Source organism: Janthinobacterium sp. GW456P, from assembly GCF_002127655.1.
Lineage (GTDB): Bacteria > Pseudomonadota > Gammaproteobacteria > Burkholderiales > Burkholderiaceae_D > Janthinobacterium.
Genome location: NZ_NEHB01000044.1, coordinates 14,918 through 40,216, shown reverse-complemented (window position 1 = coordinate 40,216; position 25,299 = coordinate 14,918). Strand labels below are relative to the sequence as shown.

24 protein-coding genes are annotated in these 25,299 nt (G+C 61.2%); 8 read left to right on the top strand and 16 right to left on the bottom strand.

The window, feature by feature from the left end; genetic code table 11:
- The 3 genes from CBW66_RS26770 to CBW66_RS26760 all read left to right on the top strand — a co-directional run.
- Window positions 1-242: IS30 family transposase (locus CBW66_RS26770; RefSeq protein WP_139841623.1), on the top strand; the 242-nt coding region annotated here is incomplete at its 5' end.
- 62 nt (window positions 243-304) lie between these two features.
- The gene (locus CBW66_RS26765) at window positions 305-640 is read left to right on the top strand and encodes a hypothetical protein (RefSeq protein ID WP_086140677.1); all 336 of its coding nucleotides are present in this window, start codon (window positions 305-307) and stop codon (window positions 638-640) included.
- Window positions 641-728: 88 nt separating this feature from the next.
- The gene (locus tag CBW66_RS26760) at window positions 729-1,232 is read left to right on the top strand and encodes a hypothetical protein (RefSeq protein ID WP_086148680.1); all 504 of its coding nucleotides are present in this window, start codon (window positions 729-731) and stop codon (window positions 1,230-1,232) included.
- Here the strand turns inward: CBW66_RS26760 and CBW66_RS26755 are convergent.
- The 3 genes from CBW66_RS26755 to CBW66_RS28825 all read right to left on the bottom strand — a co-directional run bounded on the left by CBW66_RS26755 (window position 1,202) and on the right by CBW66_RS28825 (window position 2,297).
- Window positions 1,202-1,621 carry a DUF3596 domain-containing protein gene (locus CBW66_RS26755; protein ID WP_170933083.1) on the bottom strand — a complete coding sequence of 140 codons (420 nt, stop codon included), beginning with the start codon at window positions 1,619-1,621 and terminating at the stop codon, window positions 1,202-1,204. The genes CBW66_RS26760 and CBW66_RS26755 overlap by 31 nt on opposite strands.
- Window positions 1,591-1,842: a hypothetical protein gene (locus CBW66_RS26750; protein WP_205701208.1), complete on the bottom strand. Its 252-nt coding sequence runs from the start codon at window positions 1,840-1,842 to the stop codon at window positions 1,591-1,593. The genes CBW66_RS26755 and CBW66_RS26750 overlap by 31 nt, the downstream gene beginning before the upstream one ends.
- Before the next feature lie 179 nt (window positions 1,843-2,021).
- Window positions 2,022-2,297: a hypothetical protein gene (locus tag CBW66_RS28825; RefSeq protein ID WP_139841797.1), complete on the bottom strand. Its 276-nt coding sequence runs from the start codon at window positions 2,295-2,297 to the stop codon at window positions 2,022-2,024.
- A gap of 185 nt (window positions 2,298-2,482) precedes the next feature.
- Here CBW66_RS28825 and CBW66_RS26745 point away from each other — a divergent pair, with 185 nt between their 5' ends.
- Window positions 2,483-3,838: a jacalin-like lectin gene (locus tag CBW66_RS26745; RefSeq protein WP_086140675.1), complete on the top strand. Its 1,356-nt coding sequence runs from the start codon at window positions 2,483-2,485 to the stop codon at window positions 3,836-3,838.
- Window positions 3,839-3,902: 64 nt separating this feature from the next.
- Here CBW66_RS26745 and CBW66_RS26740 read toward each other — a convergent pair whose 3' ends face one another.
- Together CBW66_RS26740 and CBW66_RS26735 are read right to left on the bottom strand one after the other, a co-directional pair.
- Window positions 3,903-4,850 carry a helix-turn-helix domain-containing protein gene (locus tag CBW66_RS26740; protein ID WP_172403002.1) on the bottom strand — a complete coding sequence of 316 codons (948 nt, stop codon included), beginning with the start codon at window positions 4,848-4,850 and terminating at the stop codon, window positions 3,903-3,905.
- A gap of 344 nt (window positions 4,851-5,194) precedes the next feature.
- The gene (locus CBW66_RS26735; protein ID WP_086140673.1) at window positions 5,195-6,100 is read right to left on the bottom strand and encodes a LysR family transcriptional regulator; all 906 of its coding nucleotides are present in this window, start codon (window positions 6,098-6,100) and stop codon (window positions 5,195-5,197) included.
- 251 nt (window positions 6,101-6,351) lie between these two features.
- On the opposite strand from CBW66_RS26735, the gene CBW66_RS26730 reads away from it, so the two are divergent.
- On the top strand, window positions 6,352-7,155 hold the full coding sequence (locus CBW66_RS26730; protein ID WP_086140672.1) for a methyltransferase domain-containing protein: 804 nt from the start codon (window positions 6,352-6,354) through the stop codon (window positions 7,153-7,155).
- A gap of 174 nt (window positions 7,156-7,329) precedes the next feature.
- Here the strand turns inward: CBW66_RS26730 and CBW66_RS26725 are convergent, their stop codons facing one another.
- From CBW66_RS26725 to CBW66_RS26700, 6 genes are read right to left on the bottom strand one after another with little or no spacing between them, the layout of a single operon-like run.
- Window positions 7,330-8,493, bottom strand: a complete 1,164-nt coding sequence (locus CBW66_RS26725) for an MFS transporter (protein WP_086140671.1) — start codon at window positions 8,491-8,493, stop codon at window positions 7,330-7,332.
- A 34-nt stretch (window positions 8,494-8,527) separates the two neighbouring features.
- Window positions 8,528-9,109, bottom strand: coding sequence for a violacein biosynthesis enzyme VioE (gene vioE / locus CBW66_RS26720; protein ID WP_086140670.1), 582 nt, complete (start codon window positions 9,107-9,109; stop codon window positions 8,528-8,530).
- A gap of 9 nt (window positions 9,110-9,118) precedes the next feature.
- Window positions 9,119-10,237, bottom strand: coding sequence for a tryptophan hydroxylase (locus CBW66_RS26715; RefSeq protein ID WP_086140669.1), 1,119 nt, complete (start codon window positions 10,235-10,237; stop codon window positions 9,119-9,121).
- Window positions 10,237-11,526 (bottom strand): NAD(P)/FAD-dependent oxidoreductase, encoded by a 1,290-nt coding sequence (locus tag CBW66_RS26710; RefSeq protein ID WP_086140668.1) that lies wholly within the window; start codon window positions 11,524-11,526, stop codon window positions 10,237-10,239. Before CBW66_RS26710 ends, CBW66_RS26715 begins: the two co-directional genes overlap by 1 nt.
- A gap of 1 nt (window position 11,527) precedes the next feature.
- Window positions 11,528-14,548: an iminophenyl-pyruvate dimer synthase VioB gene (vioB, locus tag CBW66_RS26705; protein WP_086140667.1), complete on the bottom strand. Its 3,021-nt coding sequence runs from the start codon at window positions 14,546-14,548 to the stop codon at window positions 11,528-11,530.
- On the bottom strand, window positions 14,545-15,852 hold the full coding sequence (locus tag CBW66_RS26700) for an FAD-dependent oxidoreductase (RefSeq protein WP_086140666.1): 1,308 nt from the start codon (window positions 15,850-15,852) through the stop codon (window positions 14,545-14,547). The genes vioB and CBW66_RS26700 overlap by 4 nt, the downstream gene beginning before the upstream one ends.
- A gap of 329 nt (window positions 15,853-16,181) precedes the next feature.
- Between CBW66_RS26700 and CBW66_RS26695 the strand changes: the two genes are divergently transcribed.
- Together CBW66_RS26695 and CBW66_RS26690 are read left to right on the top strand one after the other, a co-directional pair.
- The gene (locus CBW66_RS26695; protein ID WP_086140665.1) at window positions 16,182-16,418 is read left to right on the top strand and encodes a hypothetical protein; all 237 of its coding nucleotides are present in this window, start codon (window positions 16,182-16,184) and stop codon (window positions 16,416-16,418) included.
- A 308-nt stretch (window positions 16,419-16,726) separates the two neighbouring features.
- Window positions 16,727-18,958 (top strand): NADP-dependent isocitrate dehydrogenase, encoded by a 2,232-nt coding sequence (locus CBW66_RS26690; RefSeq protein ID WP_070218577.1) that lies wholly within the window; start codon window positions 16,727-16,729, stop codon window positions 18,956-18,958.
- Window positions 18,959-19,048: 90 nt separating this feature from the next.
- On the opposite strand, the gene CBW66_RS26685 is transcribed toward CBW66_RS26690, so the two are convergent.
- From CBW66_RS26685 to CBW66_RS26675, 3 genes are read right to left on the bottom strand one after another with little or no spacing between them, the layout of a single operon-like run.
- A complete protein-coding gene (locus CBW66_RS26685) occupies window positions 19,049-19,492 on the bottom strand; it encodes a DUF411 domain-containing protein (RefSeq protein WP_086140664.1) in 444 nt (147 codons plus the stop codon).
- Window positions 19,493-19,550: 58 nt separating this feature from the next.
- Entirely contained in the window at window positions 19,551-19,934 is a 384-nt protein-coding gene (locus CBW66_RS26680; RefSeq protein WP_086148679.1) for a hypothetical protein, read from the bottom strand.
- 41 nt (window positions 19,935-19,975) lie between these two features.
- Window positions 19,976-21,319: a diguanylate cyclase gene (locus tag CBW66_RS26675; RefSeq protein ID WP_086140662.1), complete on the bottom strand. Its 1,344-nt coding sequence runs from the start codon at window positions 21,317-21,319 to the stop codon at window positions 19,976-19,978.
- 259 nt (window positions 21,320-21,578) lie between these two features.
- Between CBW66_RS26675 and CBW66_RS26670 the strand changes: the two genes are divergently transcribed.
- Window positions 21,579-23,201, top strand: coding sequence for a hypothetical protein (locus CBW66_RS26670; protein ID WP_086140661.1), 1,623 nt, complete (start codon window positions 21,579-21,581; stop codon window positions 23,199-23,201).
- Between the two features lie 86 nt (window positions 23,202-23,287).
- Here the strand turns inward: CBW66_RS26670 and CBW66_RS26665 are convergent, their stop codons facing one another.
- Together CBW66_RS26665 and CBW66_RS26660 are read right to left on the bottom strand one after the other, a co-directional pair.
- Window positions 23,288-24,652, bottom strand: a complete 1,365-nt coding sequence (locus CBW66_RS26665) for an amino acid permease (RefSeq protein WP_086140660.1) — start codon at window positions 24,650-24,652, stop codon at window positions 23,288-23,290.
- A gap of 151 nt (window positions 24,653-24,803) precedes the next feature.
- Window positions 24,804-25,244: a thioesterase family protein gene (locus CBW66_RS26660; RefSeq protein WP_086140659.1), complete on the bottom strand. Its 441-nt coding sequence runs from the start codon at window positions 25,242-25,244 to the stop codon at window positions 24,804-24,806.
- Between the last annotated feature and the right edge of the window lie 55 nt (window positions 25,245-25,299).

Below are 25,299 nucleotides of genomic sequence, written 5' to 3'. Positions count from 1 at the left end.
TTACGTTGGCCACCGACATCCAGGTCTACTTCTGCGATCCACAGAATCCGTGGCAGCGCGGTTCAAATGAAAATACCAATGGCCTGTTGCGCCAGTATTTTCCCAAGGGATTAGATATTTCCACGTATTCGCAAGAGCAACTTGACGCGGTAGCCAGACGACTCAACGAGCGGCCCAGGAAGACGCTACACTACCAAACACCGGCTCAACGATTTGAACAGTGTGTTGCGTTGACCGATTGAATCCGCAGCCAGTAGCAGACATTCGGCAGAACTAAGCTTCAGCCACTATAAGATAAAGCAGAATGCGATTAGCAGCACATTACTTTGTAGAGTTCGAGACCTTAGGGAAAAAGCCAACTCAATTGGAGTTCAGGTCCCTTAGCGAGGATGATGTTCTGACGTTCTCGATTGTCAATCTCAAGCCTGAATCGGGCCTTTTTGTCGCGTGCCTCGGCGACGGCATCGACTATGGCAATTTTATAATTAACGTAGATGCACAAGGTCGAGCCGCGGTACAAGCACACGAGCATCGAGGGTTTTTTGTGGATGGCTTGACCGTCGAGACTGCAATAAAAGCACTGAAGTACTGGTTGCCGTTGCAGGTGAGAACACCTGAAATCCAGTGGATGGGCCAATGATTCATCACTAAATTTAGGAGGCATTCGGCCAAAAGCAGCCGTTGCCAGAGATGGCTTTCCGCAGTTCCCTTCTGCCTGAATCGCGACCATGAAGAATCAATACCGTGTAACAAAATATGACCCATCGCTGAGAGATGCGACAGGAGCGTACATAGGCTGCGATTGGACTTCGCGATCTGATATCGGACGGGCATTTGACAGTGGGATGCTGTCTGAGGCGGTGTATCTGAATGTTGAAAGTAGCTACCTGTCTGCTATGAAAAGTTTTCTGATTGAGGCGGGTATCGAGTCATTGGGGTTGACGGCATTGGAACTTCGCGACGCCCCAGCAGATGGCTTTCCGCACCGGGGAAACCTATCTATTGCTCAAAGCCTCGATTTCGCGCGTCTCGTCCTTCGCGAAGAGTCCTGGGGAAAACTTGTCGTGCCAGGTAAGGCGTATGTCCACTTTGGCTATGACTACTACATGTACATCGGAGTACCCTCGAAATGCGAGCGATCGATTGCCATCGCACGCGATCTAGGTCTATTTGTCGAACGAATTCGCTCGCCTTATCTTCGTCAACAGCCATTCAGAGAAGTTACCCGCTGACTCCGTAGAGGTCCGCATTTCAACGACGAATTGGGAGGAACGAACGGCTGCTTTGGGGTGATCAGCAGATAGTCGCGCAGCAGGTCGCCCACGAGAACTGGCGGACGGGCCTTCGCGGCAGCCGCAGCCTGCGCGTCGGCCAGCGCCTCCTTTTGGCGTTGGGTGGTGAGCGAATCGGGAAAGAATTCCTCGTACACAAAGGTGCCGCGTTCGATGGCGTTCACCACGGCACTTTGCAGGCGCTTGGCGTAGGCGATATTGTTGCGTGTATGTTCCAGCTTCAGCGGCTCGCGGCAGCGTTTCCCCTGATACTGGAACACGATGCGTATCGTTTCCGAGCGCGCTCCCTTGCGCAGTTCTACGCCTGCACCACTGCTCTTTGCCCCCATGTTTCCACCCATTTTTCTGCAGCAGCGAGATTGACCCAAAGCATTTCATCGACGATTTGCATTGTATGCCGTCGCACCACTTGCCAGAACGCCGTCTGGCGTGCACGGCGGCCGCCGTATCGCCGGTGAGTTCGGCGTATTTTTTGATTTTTACCCATGTCACGGGATGTTCCATCTGAGCCTCCATCGTCCGGTGTGCCGCGCCCGCGCTGCACGATCATTATTTTGAATCCTTGAGTCTAGTATCCGATGCCAGCAGCGGTGTAAGAAATGAAAACCGCGCGCGATCCAACGGGCAATCGATATGGTGATCGGCGTCTCCCCCCGGCAAATGCGCGCTGGTCAACGGCAGGATACGTCATGGCGGCAGACGGCGAATGGTTCGAAAGGGAGAAGTATTTCATGATGAGTTGTCTGCATGACCGTTGACGGATGATCCTGCTCCATGGTGGCTGCGCTGACCGTGGGCATCAAGTTGAAAACCGGCATATTTTGGTGGCATTTCACGGCCATTGAGGGATGCAGTAGCGGCGGCACTCATGGCGTGCGGCCGATTGGCTGTGATCTTGTGGCGAATCTCCACGTGAATCGCTACGAGTCTGCTAAATACCCGCGAACCGTTCAAAATGCCTTCGTCCAAACTTCGCTGGCGAAAGCCTGTCATTGAATCCGTCACGGCGCTTCTGATTATAGGACATTGCGATGTAGTCGAATATGTCCTGGTCTCGTTGCACGGCCGGTTAAGTCGCTTGCACGTCCGGTTATAAGGCGGATGGGAGGGGCAAAAAGATTGGTATTTCGCTATAGGATGCGACGCAGTATCACCGTTCGACAACAACCATCCAAAATCAGGAGATTCCGATGTCTACCTCTCTCGCAACACAAGAGCAATTCTTCAGCAACCCTTTGTCGGCACTGGACTTTGTCGATCGTATTACAGGAACCGGCGTCAGCGACGCGCAGCTGTCCAAACTTGGGGCCCTGCCCGCGCAGGCGTGGTCGTCCCTGATGCGGGTGGCGGTGCACAAGCACGGCGTTGCGGCGCCCGCGGGCATCGAGATTCCGCTGCCAGATCAGAAGGATGACGCCTACACCACGGAAATTCTTGAAGGCGTGGGCATCGCCTTGGGCACCTACCTGGGCATCGCCTCGGTGCTTGCCGGCGTGCTGGCAGCAATCTGCTCCGCAGCGGGCGCGCCAGCCTTGTTCTTCGCCGCTTGCTCGGCGATCTTTGGCATTCTCGCACTGGGGCTTGCCGCGCTGATCGCGTTCCTCAAGTGGATCATCCAGCCGGAACTGCATTCCTCCATCGAGTTCGGTGGCAAGGGCGGCACGCTGTTCCGCGACATACTGGACCACCACCAAAGCACGGATTGGGCATTCCGTGATTTCCCGCAGAGCGTGGCCAGTCAGTGGGAAGTGGATCGCGTGGATATCTGGACCGGCAACGTGGTCGATGCGATCCAGATGCATTGGCGCGGCAAACCGGGCTCGCCGTATGCGGACAAGCGCGTCAGCGGACGCAAGTTCGGCGGCGGTGGCGGTCAATTGCATCAGTTCACGCTGCAGCCGGGGGAATATATCGCCAGCGTCAAGGTCAAGGCTGGCGTGGTGGTGGACAGTGTACAGTTCAAGACCAATATGCGCGTGTCGGACCGCTTTGGTGGCGGTGGCGGCGACCGCGAGACCACGCTCGGTGGAGGCGATGACGCCCAGGGTCCGGTGATCGGCCTGCTGGGCCGCGCTGGTGGCGTGATCGACGCGCTGGGCGTGCAGCATGCGCTGCAAACCCATCACACCGTGGCCTATGGCGGCAGCGGCGGCATTCCATTTCTGATCAACCTGTCCGGCATGCAGCGCCTGGTGCGGCTCGATGTCTGGCAGGGCGCTTACATCGACGCCATCCAGCTGCACTGGCTTAACCAGGCCGGCGACCTGGTCAGCGGTCCAATGTACGGCGGCTACGCGCTCGGTGGCGTCGGTGGCGAGAAAAAGTCGATCGAGTTCGCCGCCGACGAGACGATACAATCGCTGGTGCTCCGCTCGGAACTGTACGTCGACCATATCCGCGTGGTGACCAACAAGCGGACAGTCGATTTTGGCGCTAATGGTGGCACCGAACGTCCGGCCATCAACCTGGGCGGCCGCAAGTTGCTGGGCTTCGTGGGACGCTACACGAAGTTCGTGGACCAGTTCGGCGTGATCTTCGCTGACTGACCGCGCGCCGCCCCCCTGGCGGCATCACTCGGTCATATGGCGCCGGCGGCGCGTGCTCCTCGCCTCACGCCAGCCGCTGGATCCATTCATCCCAGCGGTCGGGCGACCAGGCCGGCGACGCTGTACCGCCGCGATCCGCCAGTGCGAAGCCGCGTGCGCCGCGTGCGCTGATGCCGTAGGCCCGGGTGAAGGCGCGGCTGAAGCTCTCCGGATGGATAAAGCCGACCGTGCGCGCCACGGCGGCGATGCTGGGTCGCGCGTCGGAGGCCAGGGGCGTATCGGACGCAGTTCCCGCGTGCCATGGGCCGGGGGAGCACAATAGCTGGCGCGCCTTCTGCAATCGGCGGCGCTGGATGTAGCGCGCGGCGCCGCCGTCGGCCTCGAACAGATACTGCAGCGTGCGCAGCGACAGTCCGGCATGCGTCGCTAGCCGCGCCGGCGACAGCTGGCTGTCGTGCAAGTTCTGATCGATGTGGCGCAGCAGGACCAGTTTGATCCCGGCCGCCGACGCCGGACGCTGTGCCTCGCTCGGCGCGCCGTTGAGCGTGGCCGCCGCCAGCGCCAGGATGGTGGGCGTGATCGCCACCGCATGCGAAGCGCGCATCTGTCCCGAGGTTTGCAAGATCGTTTTAAGATGCTCGCGCAGCAGCGTCACCAGCGGCAGGCGGCCATCGAGCACGCGCTGGTGCTGGCGGTCCGGCTCATGGAGCATGGATGCCAGCATGGCACGCGGCGCCACCAGCGTGAGATTGGTGGCGGTGTWGATCTCGGTGGACAGCGGCTGGCACAGGTCCGTCACCCACAGGTCGCCGGGGCTGGTGCCGGGCGGATGGCGGCCGGTCAGGCTGCGGCAACTGCCGTGGGTATAAAACTGCAGCAGATAATGGTCTAGGCCATCGCGCCAGACCCGGCTGGCGGGACGCTGGAAGCGCTGCGGCGTCATGCTGGCCATGCCCACCGCCAGCGCGCCCAGATGACAGGCTTCCACGCGATAGCGAGGGTCCTCGCGCACGATGGACAATGGCTGCGAGTCGAACATCACGCCGATCTGCTCACGCCATACGGCGGTGGCGCGGGCGGGCGATAAGCCCTCGGTATCCATCACTATGCGCGGGATGGGCGCGTCGGTTGATGCTTTCATCGGGCGGCACGAAATGAATTCCGATGAGGTATTTTACTTTATTATCAATTAGAAATGGTTGCGAATGATGGGTTCGCTCAGGCCGCTTGTAGCCGTTGTCGCAGCATCGCCAATAGGGGCGCATCCCCGGGGTGCAGGGCGTGCAACATGGTGCCGTCGAGGTAGGACTCGACGTCGTTAGTTCGGTTTCTTCAAGCCTGAGGATGCTAGGAGTACTAGCCTCGGCATTGGTGGCCGCTTTCCTGTTCCCGGATCATGTCGTAGAGGGCCTGGGCGGCCGGTGAAAGATGAGCAGTCTTGCGTGTGATGAGAACCAAATTTCGAGAAACGATAGGGTCGACAAGTTCGACCACGCGCACCTTGGGATAAGCGCCTTTCTGTATGGCCAGCTGGGGCACGACAGCGACGCCCACACCTTGAGCCACCAGTCCCACAGCGGTCGAACTACGCTGCACTTCGTAGAAGGAACGCAATACGAGGCCATGGGTCTCCAGTACCTGATCAAGCAAGTCCCGGTTGCCGCTCACCTCGCCGGCAAAGATAAGCGGGTAGAACTGCAGTTGCGTCCAGGCAATGCGCCGCCGTTTGGCCAGAGGATGATCTTTATGACAAATCAGCACGTACCGATCCTCGGTTAACGGAAGGCTGATGAGTTCAGGGCGATGTTCTCGGGCAATGTTGATGCCGAATTCCGCCTCCCGGCGCAACACCGCCTCGGCGACGGCAGATGAAGCGTGATCGAGAATCTTGATGCGGTTGTGCGGGTAACGCGCAGAATACGCCTGCATGATCCGCGGCAGGTATTGCACGCCCACGGTGGGTACGCATGCGATCGAGACATCCCCCCGTCGAGCCATGCCGGTCTCACGAATCTCGACGAGAGCGCCGGCCAGTTCCCCCAGGAGCCGTCGCGCCTGAGGAAGGAAATCGTGCCCGATGTCGGTAAGTGCGATCGAACGCGTGGTACGTTCGATCAGCGTTACGCCAAGAAAGTCTTCGAGCTTGCGCAAGCGCAGCGTCACCGCTGTCTGCGTCACATGCAAAGTATCAGCGGCCCCCTGGAAGCTGCCCTGATCGGCGATCGCGACAAACGCCTGTACACCAAGGATGTCGATTTTCATAAAAAAACTTATTAATCTCCGAAATAATTTCATTTTACCGCCTGCCCTGGCGCGCTCAAAATATCACTCAGCCAGAACGGAAACCGATCATGAAGATCACTATTTCGGACGACACATCTCCATTCGCCCGGCAGTGTTGCCGATGTGAAGGTCGGCGAGGTTGGCGCCGCTCATTTACGAATTAGCCGTAACAGGCCGATGCGGAGTAAGTGGTCTTCCGCTTGAATCAGAAAATAACACAGGAGCAACGTATGCCATACCATCAAGACCCGAAACAACCCCAGGTTCAATGGGACGCCGCCCAGTATTTGCGTTTCGGCGGCGAACGCCTGCGCCCTGCGCTGGACCTGATGTTGCATCTGCCAGTGGAGGCACCCAAGAGTATCCTAGACCTTGGTTGCGGTGCCGGTAACCTGACTTCCTTGTTGCAGCAGCGCTGGCCCGAGGCGGAGGTGCTCGGTGTAGACGGATCCGAGGACATGCTGGCCAAGGCGCGCACGAGCGTGCCGCAGGGCCGCTTCATCGCTGCCGATCTGACTCGGTGGGCACCCGAGCACAGGCTGGACCTGATCTACACCAACGCCACTTTGCAGTGGCTGCCCGATCACATGCAACTGTTCCCGCGGCTGCTGTCCTTCCTCAATCCTGGTGGTTGCCTGGCGGTGCAGATGCCAGTCATGCACGACGCGCCGTTGCGACTGGCGCAAGTGGAGTTAGCGCACTCGCCAGCCTATGCCGATGTGCTGGCGGAAGTCTCGGATCGGCGTAATGTGCTGGATATGGGCAGCTATTACGACCTGTTGCGACCCCAGGTGGCCACCCTGGACATCTGGCAGACGACCTACCTGCATATCCTCAAGGGAGCGGATCCGGTGCTGGAATGGGCCAGCGGCAGCAGCCTGCGACCCTATCTTGAGAAAATGGAGGGTGACCAACTGCAGACCTTCCGTGCCGACTATGGGCGCCGGATGCAACTGGCTTATCCGCCGCGGGCTAATGGCAGCACTTTGCTGCCGTTCCAGCGCATGTTCATCATGGCGACCTTGCCGGGCTGAGATTTTCTTGCGTCCACATTGTCAATCGCTCCAAAACATCAAAGATGCTTTAACCCGAAAGTCGCTATGAAGTTTTTAAAGCGTCACTTAAAGCCGACACATTATGTGGTCGGCTTTTTTATTGCGCGAAGATAAAGGCAACGGGCGGTTGACCGTGCCAACCGTCGCCGGCGGCTAACGCGACAGCACTGAATCGCTTGACCTGTGGCCGAGGTAGGGCAGCAAGCTGATGAGGCCAAGCACGGCCAGCGCGACGCCGACCCACAGCGGTGAGCGCAAGCCGTAGCCGGCGGCGATGCCGAGGCCGCCGAGCCAGGAGCCGGCGCCCAAGCCGATGTTGATGACGGAAGTGTGGACGGTGTTGACCAGCGGCCCTGGATGGGCGGTTTTCATCACGCGGGCGATGATGGCGGGATTCATCGACATGCCGACCAGGCCCGTGACGACCAGCAAGGCGACGCTGATGGTCTTGTCGTGCGCAAAGACCGCGAACAGCGCCAAGCTGATGCTCAGGATGATCATGCCGCAGACCATGATGGGCGTCGTATACCGGTCCGCATAGCGGCCCACCACGCCATTGCCCACGACGTTGGCCACGCCATAGACGCCCAGCAGCCAGGGGATGGCGGACGCTGGGAAGCCGGTAACGTCTGTCAGGATGGCGGCGAAGTAGCTGAACGCCGCGAAGATCGCGCCAATGATGAGGCCGCTGCTGGCATATGCGGCCCACAGGTGGCGGTTGCGGAACTCCCGCAGTTCCTTGCCGAGGCTGACGACTTCGGATGGCTTGGTGCGCGGCACCAGCACGGCGATGAGCGCCAGGCACAGGAGCGCCAGCAGCACCACCAGCCAGAAACTGGCGCGCCACCCCAGATGCTGGTCGATGAGCGTGGCGACCGGCACGCCCAGCACCGAAGCGAGCATGAGGCCGCCGATCACGACGGCGGCGGCCCGTCCGCGCGCGTTCGGGCTGACGATATCGGCGCAGATCGCCAAGGACAAGCCAAAGCAGGTGGAGGCGGCCACGCCCGTGACTACCCGCGCGATGGCCAGGATGTCATAGCTGGTGGCCGAGGCGGCGACGGATTGGGCAAGCACATAAAAGCCCAGCAGCCACAGCAGCCCTTTTTTATTCGGCACGCGCAGCTTGAGCAGCGCGATGGTGCTCAGCGGTCCGCCGACGACCATGCCCATCGCGTAGAGCGAGATCAGATAGCCGATCCGTGTCACCGGTTCGTCCATGGCCAGGGCCAGCGATGGCATCATGCCCGCCACCATGAATTCGGATGTGGTTAACGAAAAGATCGTCAACCCCAGAATGTACACAACCAGCGGCATAGCCATATCCTTCGAAAGTAATAAAAATCATCTGTCAGGCGTTGCAAGACGTAAAGACGCTGTCTGGAATGTCGCCGACAGACAGGTTGGGGAAGTCGCGTACCGAACGGTGCTGCGGGTCGTTGCCGGTGACCATGCGCAGCAGGCGGTTACCGCCGGCCTCCAGGTAAAACACCGAGGGCGGCTTGCCCGCTGGCTCGACGACCCAGGCGTCCGCCTCCCGGCCCAGCACGCTGTGGCGGCCGTCGTGACGGGCGCCGCCGTCCAGCAGTACCGCTTGCGGCAGGAACAGCGCCTGGAACGGTGTCACTTCATCGGCCAGCGCTTCCTCCCGCAGCTGCTCGCCAGTGGCCTGCGCCTGCCGCGCGTAGGCCACTTTCTGCTTGCGGCTTTGTTCACGCCTGGCATCGCCGATTTCCGACATCCACAGCAAGTGTCCATGTTCCTTTTCCGGCCAGGGGTTGAACAGGCCATCGATGCGGCAGATGTTGCGCGCATAGTCGAACCAGCAATAGCCGGACGTGATCTGGTCGTCTTCCTGCATCGGCGTCCAGTAGGAAATATAAGCGCTGCTCCATTGCGGCGGCAGCAGGGGCGGGGCAAGGTGTGTCGGCATGGACTCCCCCTAGCGGCCCAGCGCGTAGCCGAGGTTGGCCATCAGCGCATCTTGTAGCGGCGGCAAGTTCTTGCGGCGGGCGTCGAAGCTGGCGGTCAGCTCCGCATTGCTCAGTTCGATACGCTCGCCCACGCTTTCAAACCACAGACGGCTGCTGTTGGCGTGGTCCTTGAACAATTGCATCAGGGGCACGGCGCGGGCATTGAAGCTGTCCAGTGCGGCGGCCGTACCGGTTTCGGTATTGAGGATTTTGACCAGCAAGAGGGCTGCCACCACGGCCATGGTGGTGCCATGGCCGATGGAAAAATGCCCCGATTGCAGCGCATCGCCGAGCAGGACGAACTTGCCGTCGCCGGCCCGGTCGCGGCTGAGGGTCATGAAGTTGCGCCAGCCCTGACCCGGTTGGCTCTGCAACCCGTGCTCGCCGAGTTCGGCCTTGAACGTCCTGGCGATATAGGCGGCAGCGTCGCGCTCGGACAGCGCCTCCAGCCCCGCCTTTGCGTACGTTTCTTCGCTGCATTCGACGATAAAGGTGCTCATCGTGTCCGAGTATTTATAGGCATGGCCGATGAAAATGCCGTGCTCATTGCTGCGGAACACCAGGTTCATCTGGTCGAACAGCTGGGTGGTGCCGTACCAGATGTATTTGTTGCGGCCGAAGTCGATGTGCGGCGCCAGCGCTGGCGGCAACTCCAGCGATTTGTAATTGACGCCATTCGACACCACCACCAGGTCGTACTCGGCTTCCAGCTGCGCCTTGTCCGCCGGCGGCGTTTCGTAGCGGATGGCGATGCCGGCCGCCACGCATTTGGCGCGCAGGGCCTGCACCAGAGCCTGGCGTCCCACGCCGCACAGGGTCACGCCGGTGCTCATCAGGTTGGGCTGGTCGTGATGCACGAGCTTGAATTCTTCCAGGAACTGCGGATTGAGCCGTTCCGGCTGCTCCAGGTAAGAGAGCGGATTGGCCGGATGACGCGGCGGGCGTCCCGGCAGCACCACACCCCAGCCCAGCACTTCTTCCGGGGTGTTTTTTTCCGTGATGCTGATATCCCAGCCGGGCTGGGCCTGTTTCATCTGACTGGCGAAGAGCAGTCCTGCGGGGCCTGCACCGATGACGAGAATGTTCATTAATTTACCCTCCCAAGTTTGTACCAAACGTTTTGCTTCTTCTGGATTTGCTGCAATTCATCGTAAGGAACCGATGTGAAGTACAGTTTCTCCGCCATGTCCGGCGGATAAACACGGGGGAATTTCTTGTGCATGTAGCGCGTGTAGCGCGTCTGCAGGAAGAAAATCAGATTGGGATTGCTCAGCGCTTCATAGTTGGCGATCGCCATGTCCTGCATGGCATCGGCCTGCACCTTGCGCTGCAGCGTGAATTCAGACAGGGCAGGGCCCAGGGCATTGCCGTGCTTTTCCAGCAGGGAAACGAAGACGTGGACGTCTTCCAGCGCCATGTTCATGCCTTGGCCGAGGAAGGGGGCGGTGGCATGCGCCGCGTCGCCGATCAGCAGGATATTGGCCTTGTAGTGGAAGGTGCTGGAACGGACATTGATCAGGTCGTTGCTGGGCAGCGCCATGAACTGGTCCAGCATCTCCTTGCGGCGGTCCGGCGGCAGGGTGCCGAAGTAGCGGCTGAAGAAGTCGGCCATGGCTTCGCGGTTCAGCGTGCCCAGGCTGGGCGTGCCGGTGTAGGGCAAGCACAGGGCAAAGCTGATGCTGCCGTCCGGGATGGTCGCCGCGCGGCCGGCAAACAGGCCCTTGGAATCCATGCCGAAGAAGTACAGCAAATCCTTCCTGAAACCCAGATCCGACGCGTTCGGCAATACCAGCGTCTTGTAGCCGTGGCGGAAGTAACTCTGCTTGAACTCGAAACGGCGCGCGCCGCTTTGCATGGCGCGCCGCACGGCCGAGTGGGCGCCGTCGGCGCCAATGACCAGGTCGCCATGCAGCTGCTGCAAGGCACCATCCGGGCCCTGGATCAGCACGATTTTTCTTTCCAGGTCGACATCCAGGCATTTATGCTCAAAGTAATACTTCACCTCGTGCTTGGCGGCATGCCGGTTCAGCAGGCGCTGGAAGGCGGTGCGGTCCAGCGACAGGGGGAACAGGCCTTCGAGCGGGGTCAGCTCGCGTATCCGGTGCCGGCCGCCCACGCAAAATGCCATGCCGACGATGGGCTCGCCGCATTGGTCGAGCTCCTGTTTATTGATGCCGGCTGCCAGGACGGCCTTGATGCCGCGCACCGTCATGCTCACGCCGATGGCGCGTGAATTGACCGGGTCCGCGTTGGCGGCATTCTCCAGCAGCGGATCGCCGCGCTTTTCGATCACGTGGACGTCGTGCCCCCGTTGCGCCAGATAAATGGCGCTGAGGCTACCCGCCAGGCCTCCGCCGACGATAATGATTTTATGCATTTCAGGCCTCCCTAGACATCTTTCCCCGAGATAAATCGGTAAGTTGCTGATTGAAAAACTCCAACATTTCTATCGGCGCCATGCCGATGGCATCGCTCTCCAGGCTGCGCGCGTACTGCGCCAGCGCCAGGCATTTCTGCGCCAGCATGTCGCAGCCCAGGCTGTAGTCGCTGCTGACCCGGCTATTGACGGGCGCTGGCACGGGCGGTCCCGCGTGGCGGCCGGGCAAGCCGGACGGCATGTTCATCAGGGCCATCGACAGGGGGCGCAACAGGCCGGTCATGATGTCGATCGAGGCGTTCATCAGACGCGAGCGGCGCAGGCTGCCCAGCGGCTGCTGCGCGAAATGGTGCGCCATGAGCAGGAAGGTCAGTTCGTAGCAGCCCTGGTACAGCCGCATCAGCGCGCGCGCCTTCTCGTCGGTCACTACGCTGCAGTCCGCGCGCGCTTCGAGCACCGGATTCTTCAGCGCCGGCACGGCCGGTTCGAACGGCTTGTCGCAGGCGGAAAACTTGCCGGCGACGGCACGCAGCCGCTGGAAGTGCGATGCGGCGAAATGCGGCGAATCGACGGCCACGCCTTCGCCCTGTTCGGTGACGAAGTCGATGGCGAACAGCGCGCTGTCGCGGTCGGATACCTCCAGCTGGTAGCCGGGATAGGCGCGGTTGGTCAGCTCTTTCAGGAACAAATGGTGTTCGCCGCCGCGCTTGCCGCCGCCGCTCTCGAACAGGCCGGGCAGGTCGGCCAGGGCCTGGCGGATCGCCGTATAGAAGGTGGCGATCGATTTGCCCGGCGTCGGAATGTAGTCGGGCCATTCGAAGCGCACGAAGCGGGCCAGCACGTGTTCGGAAAATGGCTCGAACGCAAATTCCGTGTCCAGGCCGAAACGCTGGCGCGCCTGTTGGCCCAGCAGCGGTGTGCCGCTATGGAACGGTTCGCCAAGCGCCATCAGCACATTGTTGACCAATAAATAGTGAATCATTTCTTCATGGGCGATTTCCAGCAACATGCCGCGCGTGCCGCTGTTGCGGCGCCGGTCTTCGGTGCCGCAGGCCAGCTCCAGCTCGGCAGGCAGCCAGCGCCCGGCCTGCACCAGCGCCGCTCCCTGCGCATAGTTGGGAATCGAATACGCGGCATACAGGTATTGCAGCATGAGCGACAATTCCAGGTCGATGGCCTTTTTCAGCTCCTCGATCAACTCCGCCTTGCTGCCGATTGCATGTGCAGTGGCCGGTGCCGCTTGCGCCGCCTTGGCCGCGGCGGCCGCTTCGACCTGCGTCAGGTATTTCAGGAACAGGCGCGATTTTGGCAGCGACAGTTCGCGGGTGCTGGGCATGTAGTAGCTCTTGTCGCGGTTCTGCGGATCGCACATCTGCCACATCAGGCGCGAATACGTTTCGCACTTGCACTGGTCTGCCAGGCTGAAGACTTTGTCCGACATGAAGGGATACACGAGCTCGTAATAGCTCATCACATGCCGGTAGAGGAAGGCGTAGTCGACCTGTTCGGCCGGCACGTCGTCAAGATCCCAGTCGTCGGGCAGCACGCGCACGCCGAGGTATTGTTTATCCTTGTCTGCCCCCAGCACGATCCTGGTCGCGCCCGGCTGGCGGCCCGTCAGGGTCAGCGCCGTGTAACCATGTCCGAGCGGCGACGGCTGCAGCTCCACGGCCAGCAGCGCGCCGTCTTGCGCCTGCGCCGTCACGGATGCAGGCGCGGCCAGCTCGCCGCGGAAGCGGCTTTGCACGGTGATCGTCTGCGGGAATGCCTCGTTCTTTTTGCGGTTCGGCGCTTCCAGATACAGCTGGTTGCTGTCCGATTGCAGCACCCAGTCGGCTTCGTCCCACTGCGCCTGCGCGCCGCCCAGGCTCAGCGAACCGATGGCGTCGCCAGCGTGCTGCAGCGGCACGTCGAAGACGCCATGATGGCGCCAGTAGTCGCCGTATAGCTGCTCGGGAATGCGGGCCAGCAAGGTGCCGGCGCCATCGTGCAGCAGCAGGTCGCCCAGCACCTGCTTGCCACCCAGCGCGTGCGTCGGATGCTGTTCCGAGACGGCGCCGCTGCCGCGCGTGGTGAAGGGGATGGCGGTCGGCATGTTGAACGAGACACGCTGCGCATGCAGCTTCACCAGCACCGGCCCCAGGCTGCCCTGGCGCGGCAGCAGCAGGCGGCCGGCCGGATAGGTGGCCAGCTCGTCGCGCCGCCACAGGCCGATGCTGCCGGCCAGGTCGTAGAACACGGGTGAATCGGGCTTTTGCGGCGTCGACATATTGAACAGGGCATATTGCACCGTCAGCCCCAGCACGTCATCGTCGGCCAGGGCTTGCCGCAAGGCGTGCATGCTGGCCGGCAGCGGCAGGTCCGCATTGAACAGGAAATGCGGGTCGTGCTTTGCCAGCGAAAACTGGAACAGCCTGGAGCGGCCGAATTCCTCGTCCAGGAAATGCCCGCTGCGTTCCGTGATGTGGCCGCTGCCAAGCCAGCGCACCGAGTGCGCCTGCGCGACATCTGCCGTGAACAAGGTGGGGGTGTTGGGCGTGGCCAGCTTGTCGCTCAGGGTGAACTGGCCGGCATAGATCAGCGTGGTGTCGGGCTCGCCGGGGTTGTTGTCGACCCACCTGGCGCGGTTGAACGTGGTGCGCAGGTACTCGTTGTAATGGCCCCACAGGGCCAGTTTGGCGCCCACCAGCGCATCGTGCGTATCGACCGCATCGCGCAGCTGGACGCCCGTGATACGCACGTTTTCCCAGGAAAAATGATTGTTCCCGCAAAAATTATAGCCTGCCGCCAGGCTGAAGATGCCGTCCGGATCGGGCTTGCCCGCCGCATCGAAGCGCGGGGCAAGCTGTTTCAGGTGCGCATGGAATTCGGCCGGCGGCCGGCTCAGGTCGACAGCTTCGCCCGCCATCGATACCGCATTCGTGGCGATATCGATGTTGCCATGCGTGTTGCGATTTGCGGTCGGCACATTGGCGCGGGCAAAACCCCGAAAATGCAGGCGGGGGAAGTCAAGTAAGCTCATGCGCGCTCGGTCGAAGAAGTGATGAAGGTATCGTTGGCCGCGGCGACGTCCTCGCGTTGATCTAGCCGTTGCAACAACAGGCCGCTCGCCTGCTGGGCACTGATCAGGCTGCCTTCCATCCAGCCGCAATGCGCGGTATAGGCATCGGAGCAGGAAATGATGCCGTCGCGGTGCAGCAGCACGGCCGGGTGCTCGGCTTCCGGCTCCACGCAAAACTCGACGCCATGCGGCCAGAACTTGTGGAAGTGCGCCTTGATTGGCGGCAGCGGCTGGCCATCGAGCGGCAGGACTTCTTCCAGGTGGCTGCGCACGCGCGCGAGGTACACGTCTTCACCGAGCTCCAGGCTGTCGCGCCAGTAGGTGGCGCTTTTGCTGTCGGTGTAGAACAGCACATACTTGTCGCTCTTGAAGTAGATCTTGCGCAGGGGATTGGCCGCCATCAGCACCTTGTCGGTCAGCCCGAGCGCTTCCCACCAGGCCGTGTCGAACGTGAGAAAGCCCTTGAACAGGGGCAGCGAGTCGTACTGGAACGGACTCCAGGCGTTCGGAAAATCCAGGTTCAGGCGCGGCATGGCCGATGGGGGGATGGCCATCACCAGATGGCGCGTGCGGTGCATCTGCGTGTCGCCATGGTGGCTGAAGGCGAGCACATGGTCGGTGCCGGATTTTTCAACGGACAGCAGGCGATGTTCGAGCTTGAATTCCACGCCAGCGGCCTGGGCCTGGTGCTGCAACTGGCAGAGCAGCGCGTGGTAGCCGTCGGTGGCATAGCGCCACTGGTTGGCGGCGTTTTCCGTAAAGTGCTGCGTTTCCGGGTGTTTCTTGATGATGTCGTAGGCCATGGCCGCCGATACCATCGGCAGCAGCAAGGCGTCATAGCCGGTCGCCTTGATGATGTGGTTGGCTCTGGCGGCGCCGAGGTAATGGCTGACGAAATCGAGGAAGGAGACTTGCGGATGCGTTTTCAGCCTCGGCTTCAGATCATGCAGCGTTGCTTTCAGTTCTTCCAGCACGCTGTCGTGGGAGATGACCTCGGTGAACGGGTAGATCGCATGCGGCAATCCGCTGCCCTGCATCAGTTGCTGGAAATGCGGATGCAGCTGCGGCGAGTAGCGGGCGGCGCCGAGTTCGGCGATTTCCTCGCCATCTATTTTTCGCGACTGGACGCGGCCGCCGACGGTGGCATTCAGGTCGAACACCCGGATGCGCAACTTCCTGTTGGCGGCGGCCTCGATCAGCCGATTGGCGCAAGTCAGACCTCCTATGCCGGCGCCGATGATGCAAATATCAGAATACGTGCTCATACGAAGTTCCTTTTTAACGTTCATTAAAAAAGCTGCAAAATCGTTAGCAAAAGTTTCCCCAGCCCGTGTAGGCAAGAGAGGGGAACGCTGGGTGTTACCGCACTTGGCGAGCGTTATCGGCTGGGAAATGAAGAGCCTGGCGAGAACTGGCGTTGCGTCTGGTATGGTCGATTCTTGGCAGCAGAGTTTCTGTTTCAAATCAAAGATGGCACCGACAATAGCCCGGGTATCGGGCTGTCAGTTTGATAAATATCAATGTAGTTGTTGCCTGTGAGGCGCGCGCCGATAAAGTGGAAATGTTGCTAAGCTCTTCACAAACGGGAGATGCCATGTCCGACATCATCGAACTGTTGCAATGGCCGGCCATGGCCGCTTCGCTGCTGGCGGCCTGGCTGGTGGGCTCGCGCACGGCCGCGCGGCGCCTTGCCGGGTTCTGGATTTTCTTGTTCAGCAATGTGCTGTGGGTATGCTGGGGCTGGCAAGACGAAGCCTGGGCATTGATCGTGCTGAACGTTTGCCTGGCGCTGACGAATGTGCGCGGCATCGTCAAGAACGAGGGGGCATGACGTCGCTTCCACTTGAATATTGTCAATGTGGAATGTTTTTGCGGCGCGGCATACATGCCGTGCCGCCGCCCCGCATCCATTTCAAGGCGGAAAATGGCCATTCTGGCCCGCTAGTTCCGGATATTTGCTGTCTTATATAAGATTCGTCGCCATCGGATACACAAACAGCGGCAGGACAGTCTAAAATACGCGGTGGGCAAGCACGGCGTCACCGCCGGCACACTAGCCGTCCAAAGCAAGGCTAACCGTCCTGTGTTTGGAATGAAGAAAGTTAACCACCAGGCATCACCGCATACAAGGGAATGAACATGGCAACACAAAAATCCAAAATCATCTACACGCTGACTGACGAGGCGCCGCTGCTCGCGACGTATTCCCTGCTGCCGATTATCAAAAAATTCACCGCGCCGGCTGGCGTGGACGTGGTGTCCAGCGATATTTCGGTGGCGGCACGTGTACTGGCTGAATTTCCCGAATTCCTGACGGACGCGCAAAAAGTCCCGAATACCCTGGCTGAACTGGGCAAATTGACCCAGAATCCGGACACCAACATCATCAAGCTGCCGAACATCAGCGCCTCGCAAGGTCAGTTGATCGCTTGCGTGCGCGAACTGCAAGGCCGTGGCTACAAGCTGCCCGACTATCCGGAAGATGCGAAGACCGAAGAAGAAAAAGCCTTGAAGGCCCGCTACGGCAAGTGCATCGGCAGCTCGGTCAACCCGGTCCTGCGTGAAGGCAATTCCGACCGCCGCGCACCGAAGGCCGTCAAAGAGTATGCGCGCAAGCACCCGCACTCGATGGGCGAGTGGAGCCAATCGTCGCAAACGCACGTTTCGCACATGCACCATGGCGACTTCTACCACGGCGAAAAATCGCTGACCCTGGAAAAGGCGCGCGATGTCAAGATGGAACTGGTCACGGCCTCGGGCAAGACCATCGTGCTGAAACCGAAGGTTTCCCTGCAAGCGGGCGAAATCATCGACAGCATGTTCATGAGCAAGAAAGCGCTGCTGGAGTTCTACGAGAAGGAAATCGACGACGCGTTCAAGACGGGCGTGATGTTCTCGCTGCACGTCAAGGCCACCATGATGAAAGTGTCGCACCCGATCGTCTTCGGCCACTGCGTGCGCATCTTCTACAAGGACGCGTTCGCCAAGCACGCCGAGCTGTTCGACAAGCTGGGCGTGAATGTCAACAATGGCATGAGCAACCTGTACGACAAGATCGACACCCTGCCAGCGTCGCAAAAGGATGAAATCCTCAAGGACCTGCACGCCTGCCACGCCCACCGTCCGGAACTGGCCATGGTCGATTCGGCCAAGGGCATCACCAACTTCCATTCGCCGAACGACATCATCGTCGACGCGTCGATGCCTGCCATGATCCGTATCGGCGGCAAGATGTGGGGCGCCGACGGCCGTCCGAAAGACGTCAAGGCAGTCATGCCGGAATCGACTTTCGCACGCATCTACCAGGAAATGATCGGTTTCTGCAAATGGCATGGCAACTTCGATCCGAAGACCATGGGTACCGTGCCGAACGTGGGCCTGATGGCGCAGCAAGCGGAAGAATACGGTTCGCACGACAAAACCTTTGAAGTGCCTGAAGGCGGCACCGCCAACATCACCGACCTGGAAACGGGCGAAGTGCTGCTGACGCAAACGGTGGAAGAGGGCGATATCTGGCGCATGTGCCAGGTCAAGGACGCGCCGATCCGCGACTGGGTCAAGCTGGCCGTCACGCGCGCGCGCAACTCGGGCATGCCTGCCGTGTTCTGGCTCGATTCCTACCGTCCGCACGAGAACGAAGTCATCAAGAAGGTACAGGTTTACCTGAAGGAGCACGACACCAAGGGCCTGGATATCCAGATCATGTCGCAGACGCGCGCCATGCGCTACACCCTGGAACGCGCCTTCCGCGGCCTGGACACCATCTCGGTAACCGGCAACATCCTGCGCGACTACCTGACCGATCTGTTCCCGATCCTGGAACTGGGCACGTCCGCCAAGATGCTGTCGATCGTGCCGTTGATGGCCGGTGGCGGCATGTACGAAACGGGCGCCGGCGGTTCGGCACCGAAACACGTCAAGCAGCTGGTGGAAGAAAACCATCTGCGCTGGGATTCGCTGGGCGAGTTCCTGGCGCTGGCCGTGTCGCTGGAAGACATGGGCATCAAGACGGGCAATGCGAAAGCCAAGATCCTCGCCAAAACCCTGGACGAAGCCACCGGCAAACTGCTGGACAATAACAAGTCGCCATCGCCACGTACGGGCGAGCTGGACAACCGCGGCAGCCATTTCTACCTGGCCATGTACTGGGCGCAAGCCCTGGCAGCGCAGAAGGACGATGCGGAATTGGCAGCGCACTTCGCTCCAGTGGCCAAGGCCCTGGCCGACAACGAAGAAAAGATCGTTGCCGAGCTGAAAGCAGTTCAAGGCAAGGAAACGGACATCGGCGGCTACTATCTGCCCGATCCCGCGAAGACGGAAGCGGTCATGCGTCCTAGCGCCAGCCTGAATGCGGTGCTCGACACCATCTGATGCAGTCCTGACAGGCAGTAAGTTCCTTGCTGCCTGACAAAAAACGCCGCCGGAAGCGATTCCGGCGGCGTTTTTCATTTCCCCGGCAGTTTACTGGTAGTGCTTGTAAACACTGGTGCTGCCATTGCTCTTGACCAGCAAGACGTCATAGGCATCCTTGCGCGGCCCTTCCATGCCTGGCGAACCCATCGGCATTGCCGGCACGGCCAGGCCTTTCGCCTTGGGTTTTTCGCGCAGCAGCTGCTTGATGTCGCTGGCCGGCACATGGCCTTCGATGGCGTAGCCGTTGACGAGGCCCGTGTGGCAGGAGCCGAGCGCGTCGGGAATGCCGGCCAGCTTGCGGTATTGCGCCGGCATCTCGACGTTTTTCGCGCGCACCGTGAAACCGTTCGCCTCCAGGTGTTTGATCCATTCGGAACAGCAGCCGCACGAGGCGCTCTTGTAGACTTCAATGACGGGCAGGGCCGCCTTGGCGAACGTGGGCAAGCCCAGCATGGCGGCGAAGGCGCCGCGCGCTAAGAAATATTTGATCATGGTGTTGCTTTCAGACGAATAAGGGCGATCGTGGCCGCCTTGGCGGCCTGCTTGGGTGTTAAGCGGAAAGCGGCCGCGGGGGCCGGCGCGGGCCGTCGGGTATGAATCCCGCCAGCAAGGCGGCGGGCGCGCTGCTGAAGTGTTGCGCGCCGCCGGCGGCAGCAGGAAGGGTGAAGCAGGGCGGCATCAGCGCGCCCAGGCAAAAGCTAAGGCAGGCGCCGCAGGCGCGATGCTGGTCCGGGGCCTGGTTTTTTTCCGGCGTGCCGGTATTGTCTTGCAGGACGGCTGACCGTCCCGCGTGATGCTGGCAAGCCGCCGCCATCGCGCTGGCAGGCGAGGCGGACGAAGCCGGGCATAGCCGCATGGCACCCGCGGCAGCCGCTTGCAGCGGCACCGCCGCGATCAGCAGCAGGATCAGCCATGTTTTGAAGAGTCTTAGCATCGCCGGAAAGTATAGCATGCCGGTACTGTCGCCAGGGCAGGCTAGCGCGAGGCGGCGGCAAGCACCTTCGATGCGTACATGGCCCGGTCCGCATGGCGCAACAGCAGTTGCATGGTATCGCCGTCTTCCGGATAGTGGGCCACGCCGATGCTGACGGTGATCCGCAATTGCTGTCCGTTGCCCAAGTGCAGCGGCGCGGCCAGGGCCGCGTGGATCTTTTGCTCAATCAGGCTGACATCGGCCGGTGTGACATTGCTTTCCAGAAGCACGACGAATTCATCGCCGCCCATCCTGGCCAGGGTGTCTGTTTCGCGCATGCAATCGCGCAGGCGGTTCGCCACCGTTTGCAGCAGCAGGTCGCCACAGGCATGGCCGTGGTCGTCGTTGACGCGCTTGAAGTTGTTCAAGTCCAGGAACAGCAGCGACAGCCGGCCTTCCTGGCGGTGTGCGCGGGCAAACGCCGTGTGCAGGCGGTCGTGGAACAGGCGGCGGTTCGGCAAACGGGTCAGTTCATCATGCATGGCCATGAACTGCATTTGCGTCTGCAACTGCCGGCGCTCGATGGCGGTCGCTAGTTGCTTGGCGACAAATTGCAGCAAATCCTGGTCTTGTGCCGTGCCGATGACGGCATCCTGGCCGCCTTGCAAGGCCAGCGCGCCGATGCTGCCCATCGAGGAATACAGGGGCACGGCAAGCCAGCACGAGGACAGGGCGCCCGCCGCCGTTTGCAGCGCCGGCTGCAGACCGGCCAGTTGTCCCGCCTGCAGCAGCAAGGGGCGGCCGCTGCGCAGGACTTCGTCGCACAGCAGGCTGGCCAGGGACGATGTCGGCTGGGGCGCGCTGTCGCCGGCATGGCAGGTCATGGGCGGCTGTGCGCCATGTTCGTCCTGCAGCAGCAAGGTCAGGCTACGCGCAGGCAAGTGCTCGCCGATGATGTGCTGTATGCGGTACAGCAAGGCGGGCAAGTCCTGCGTCGCCTGCATGGCTTCGGAAATGGCGTACAGCGCGGCCTGTTTTGCCTGCGCCTGTTTCAGCAAGGTGATGTCGCGCGCCACGGCCACGCGCAGCTGGTCGGCGGCGGACCAGCGGGCCGACCACATGATGTGCGCCAGACTGCCATCCTTGCGCAGGTAGCGGTTTTCAAAGTGCGTCTGCGCATGCCCATCCATGATGGCGCGCGCGGCCGCCAAGGTGCGTGCGCGGTCGGCGGGGGCGACCAGGTCGAGCATCTGCTTGCCGATCATTTCCTGCTGCGTATAGCCGAAGATGCGTTCGCAGGCGGCGCTGACGAACACGAAGCGCCCCTCCACGTCGACCATGCATACGGCGTCGAGCAATAAGTCGGTAAAGCTGGCCAGCGGGGCGTGCAGAATCTTGTGTTCCATAGAAAAGCATTCTAATGGACATTTCTAACAGTCATTCAACTTGTTGGGGCCGGACGAGGCCGGCGGCATGAAAATGTTTCATTTCCCCGACGCTCATGCTTTGCTGTTTCTTGCCGTTAATGCAGTATTGCCATGCAGTACTTGCCACCACGCCAGATAACGTGACGCAAGGTTTGCCTGGCGCCAGGTGATTGCAAAAAAACTAACCATATCGAACTTTTATGATGCCCCTTATCACTATTTGCAAGGTTATCGCGCCATGACCTCCATCGCTCCACTGCCAAGCTGGAACAGCGCCCCGTCGCGGGCCGCCGCTGCCACGCCGAACCGCACGGAAACGCCGTCGCCTTCGTCCGCATCCACGCCGTCTTCCATCGTTGCCCTCAGCCCGGAAAGCGTGAGCGGAAGCAAGCCGGCGGCGCTCGTGAAACCGCCGATGGTGTGGGAAAGCGCGACGCGCGACAAGGTGAGCGAGGCCATGACGAAGAGTTTTTCGTCGTATGCGTTTGGCGGCCGCTTCAGCGGCCTGGGCGCGGCCATGCTGGGACAGGTCAAGCTGGGCAACTACAATTTCTCGCAGGCGATGCGGCAGCCGCCGCCGAGCACCACGCCGAATGTCTATGCGGCGTCCAGCATCGCGCCGGGCAGCCTGCATGGCAATGGCGAAGACAAGGTTTCCCTCAGCATCACGACCAGGAGCGGCGTGGAAGTCAAGCTGTCGCTCGACAGCCAGGGCGATGGCCTGGCCGTGAGCATGACGACGAGTGGCGACCTCAGCGACGCTGAAGCCAGTGCCCTGGGCGACCTGGCGAAGGGTTTTCAGGCGGCCATTGACGGCATGGGACAAAGTACGCCGAAAATCAAGCTGGAAGGCTTGATGCAGTTCGACCAGCAAGTGCTGGCGTCGGTGAAACTGCATGCGGAAGTCAAGGTGCGCGGCGAGATAGAGGGCGTGCAAACTCTGGATTTTCAGGCCGATGGCGCGCAGCGCAAGGTCAGCTTCAGCGGCGAGGCCGGCAGCCTGGACCTGAAGGTCGACGCCAGCCAGCTCAATACCCTGGGCAGCAAGGAACGGCAAGCCAAGGCGCTGGGCAGCTACATGAAGCAGTTCGACCAAGCGGCGTCGCGCGGCCACGGCGACGCCGGCCTGATGGCCATGCTCAAGGATAGCTTTACGGCCTTGCACAGCAATACCGCCGCGCCGCAAGCGACCACGGACACGCCCGAGACGGGCAAGTGGCGCCTGGCGGCCGAAGACAAGTCCATCCTGACAGGGCTGGCCGATTTCAGCGCCTCCGTATCGCAAGCCGTGAAATTCAGCAATCCCATGCGCAGTTCGGAAAAGGACGGCTTTAATTATGAAGTGTCGCAAAAGACGCTGCAGGCCGGCGCCAGCCAGGACGAGCGGTCAATCAGGCAGCAGCAGCAATCGAAGCTGAGCGCCAGCTTCCATGAGACGCTCGTCCCCGGCGTACCGCTGCGCCTGACGGACAGCACGGAATCGCAGAACTATACGTATCACCAGATCGAGGATACGGCCAGCAGCGATGCGCAGGTGGCCTACAAGGATGGCAAGATGGTGAAGGCGAGCTTGCGGCAGGAGGGCAATCAATCCGAGCGTGTCATGAAATATTTCCTGGGCAAGCTGGAGTCGGACAAGACCACGCCGGGCAATTATTCCGTGCTGCGCGACTTGCTGCCCGTGCTGGGGCCGTACCGGACGGGCGAGCTGGGCATGACGCCCGAGAAAAAAGCGGAGCAGCGCCAGCAGGCGATGCTGACCTTGAGCGACGATGTGCTGCTGCAATCGTATGCGGGCCAGACCGTCAGCATGTGGCGAACCGATGCACTGCCGGAAGAGGGCGGAGACGCCGCCGCGTAGACATGACCGCGTCCATGCAAAAAGCCCGTCTGCGAAGACGGGCTTTTTGTTTGCTTGTTGCTTGGCTGGCTGCGGCGCAAAACAGCCTATGCCTTGGCCTTGTTTTGCTTGATCCAGTAGCCGACGCCCAGTGCGGCGAGCCACACGGGAATCAGGTAGACGGAGATGCGCAGGCCCGGCGTCAGATACATGATCACCAGGATGCCGGCCAAGAAGACCAGGCACAGGTAGTTGGTGAACGGGTAGCCCAGGCTCTGGAACAGGGTCGTCTTGCCCTCGGCCTTTTTCTGCGCGCGGAAGCGCAGATGGATCCAGCTGATCATGGCCCAGTTGATGATCAGGGCCGAGACGACCAAGCCCATCAATACCTGGAATGCTTTGCCCGGCATGAGGTAATTGACCACCACGCAGGCGCCGGTGGCCAGGGCCGACACGCCCAGGGCCGCCAGCGGCACGCCGCGGCGGTTCAGCTGCAGCAGCGCGCGCGGCGCATTTCCCTGTTTCGCCAGGCCGAACAGCATGCGCGTGTTGCAGTACACGCCGCTGTTATACACGGACAGTGCCGCCGTCAGCACCACCACGTTCAGGGCTGTGGCCACCAGGTTGCTGTCGAGCGCATGGAAGATCAGGACAAAAGGGCTGCCGCCGGTGACGACGTTTTGCCATGGGTACAGGGACAGCAAGATGCCCAGCGCGCCGATGTAAAAGATCAGGATGCGGTAGATGGCCTGGTTGGTGGCGCGGGGAATCGTCGTGCTGGGGTCGTCCGCCTCGGCCGCCGTGATGCCCACCAGTTCCAGGCCGCCGAACGAAAACATGATGACGGCCATGGCCATCACCAGCCCTTGCCAGCCATTCGGGAAGAAGCCGCCGTGCTGCCACAGGTTGGCCACCGACGCCTGCGGACCCGCGTCGCCGGAAGCGAGCAGGTAGGCGCCGAAGACGATCATGCCGATGATGGCGACGACCTTGATGATGGCGAACCAGAATTCCATTTCGCCAAATGCCTTGACGTTCAGCAGGCTGATGGCGTTGATGACGCAAAAGAACACCAGCGCCGAGACCCAGGTGGGCACGTCCGGCCACCAGTACTGCACGTAGATGCCGACGGCCGTCAGTTCGACCATGCTGACGAGCACATACAGCACCCAGTAATTCCAGCCCGACAGGAAGCCGGGCAGATGGCCGCAGTATTTGTCGGCGAAATAGCTGAAGGAGCCGGCGACGGGTTCGTCGACCACCATCTCGCCCAGCTGGCGCATGATCAGAAAGGCGATGACGCCGGCGATGCCATAGCCGAGCAGCACGGAAGGGCCGGCCATCTTGATGGTTTGCGCGATGCCCAGAAACAGGCCGGTGCCGATGGCGCCGCCCAGGGCGATGAGCTGGATGTGGCGGCTTTTCAGGCCGCGCTTGAGCTCTTGTGGTTCGGTATTCCCGACTGCCGTCATATGTTTTATCCTGTTTTTACGGGGCTGAGGTCGCTGATTCTAAAGCATGCACGGGCAAAGCAGGAGCGAAATGCATGTTGCACTGCGGAGGCACAGGAAACGCCCCGCATCTTCGCCGAACGGCGCGCAAAACGGCGGCCCGCGCGACACTTTACGTGGCAGCCGCGACGATGGCCGGTTCGTACACGGCCAGGAACTCGGGCGGCAGGCGGCGCGCGCGGCCGCTGCTCAATTCGATGCAGATCAGGTCCCAGCGGCCGCGCACGACCGTGGCGGCGTCGCTGTCTCGGATCAGCTGGAAGCGCCGCTCCATGCTGGAACGCCCGTCGCTGGCGCACAGCCAGGTGGCCAGGGTCAGCGCTTCCCCCGCCTTGGTGGGCAGCAGGTAGTCGTATTCGCCGCGGCGGATCGCCATGGCCCGGTCCAGGCGCCGGTAATCGTCGAGGTCCAGCCCCAGGGTGGCCGAGTGGTGCCAGGCGATATGCTCGCACCAGCGCACGTAGACGGCGTTGTTGGTGTGTTGCAAGCCGTCGATGTCGCCCGCTTCCGGCGTGACGGGCAGGGTATGGGCGTGCGGATAATCCCAGTTCAAGAGCGCTCCTTTCGATGCGGTGGCGGCTGATTGTACGTGCTTGCGGCGTGTCCTG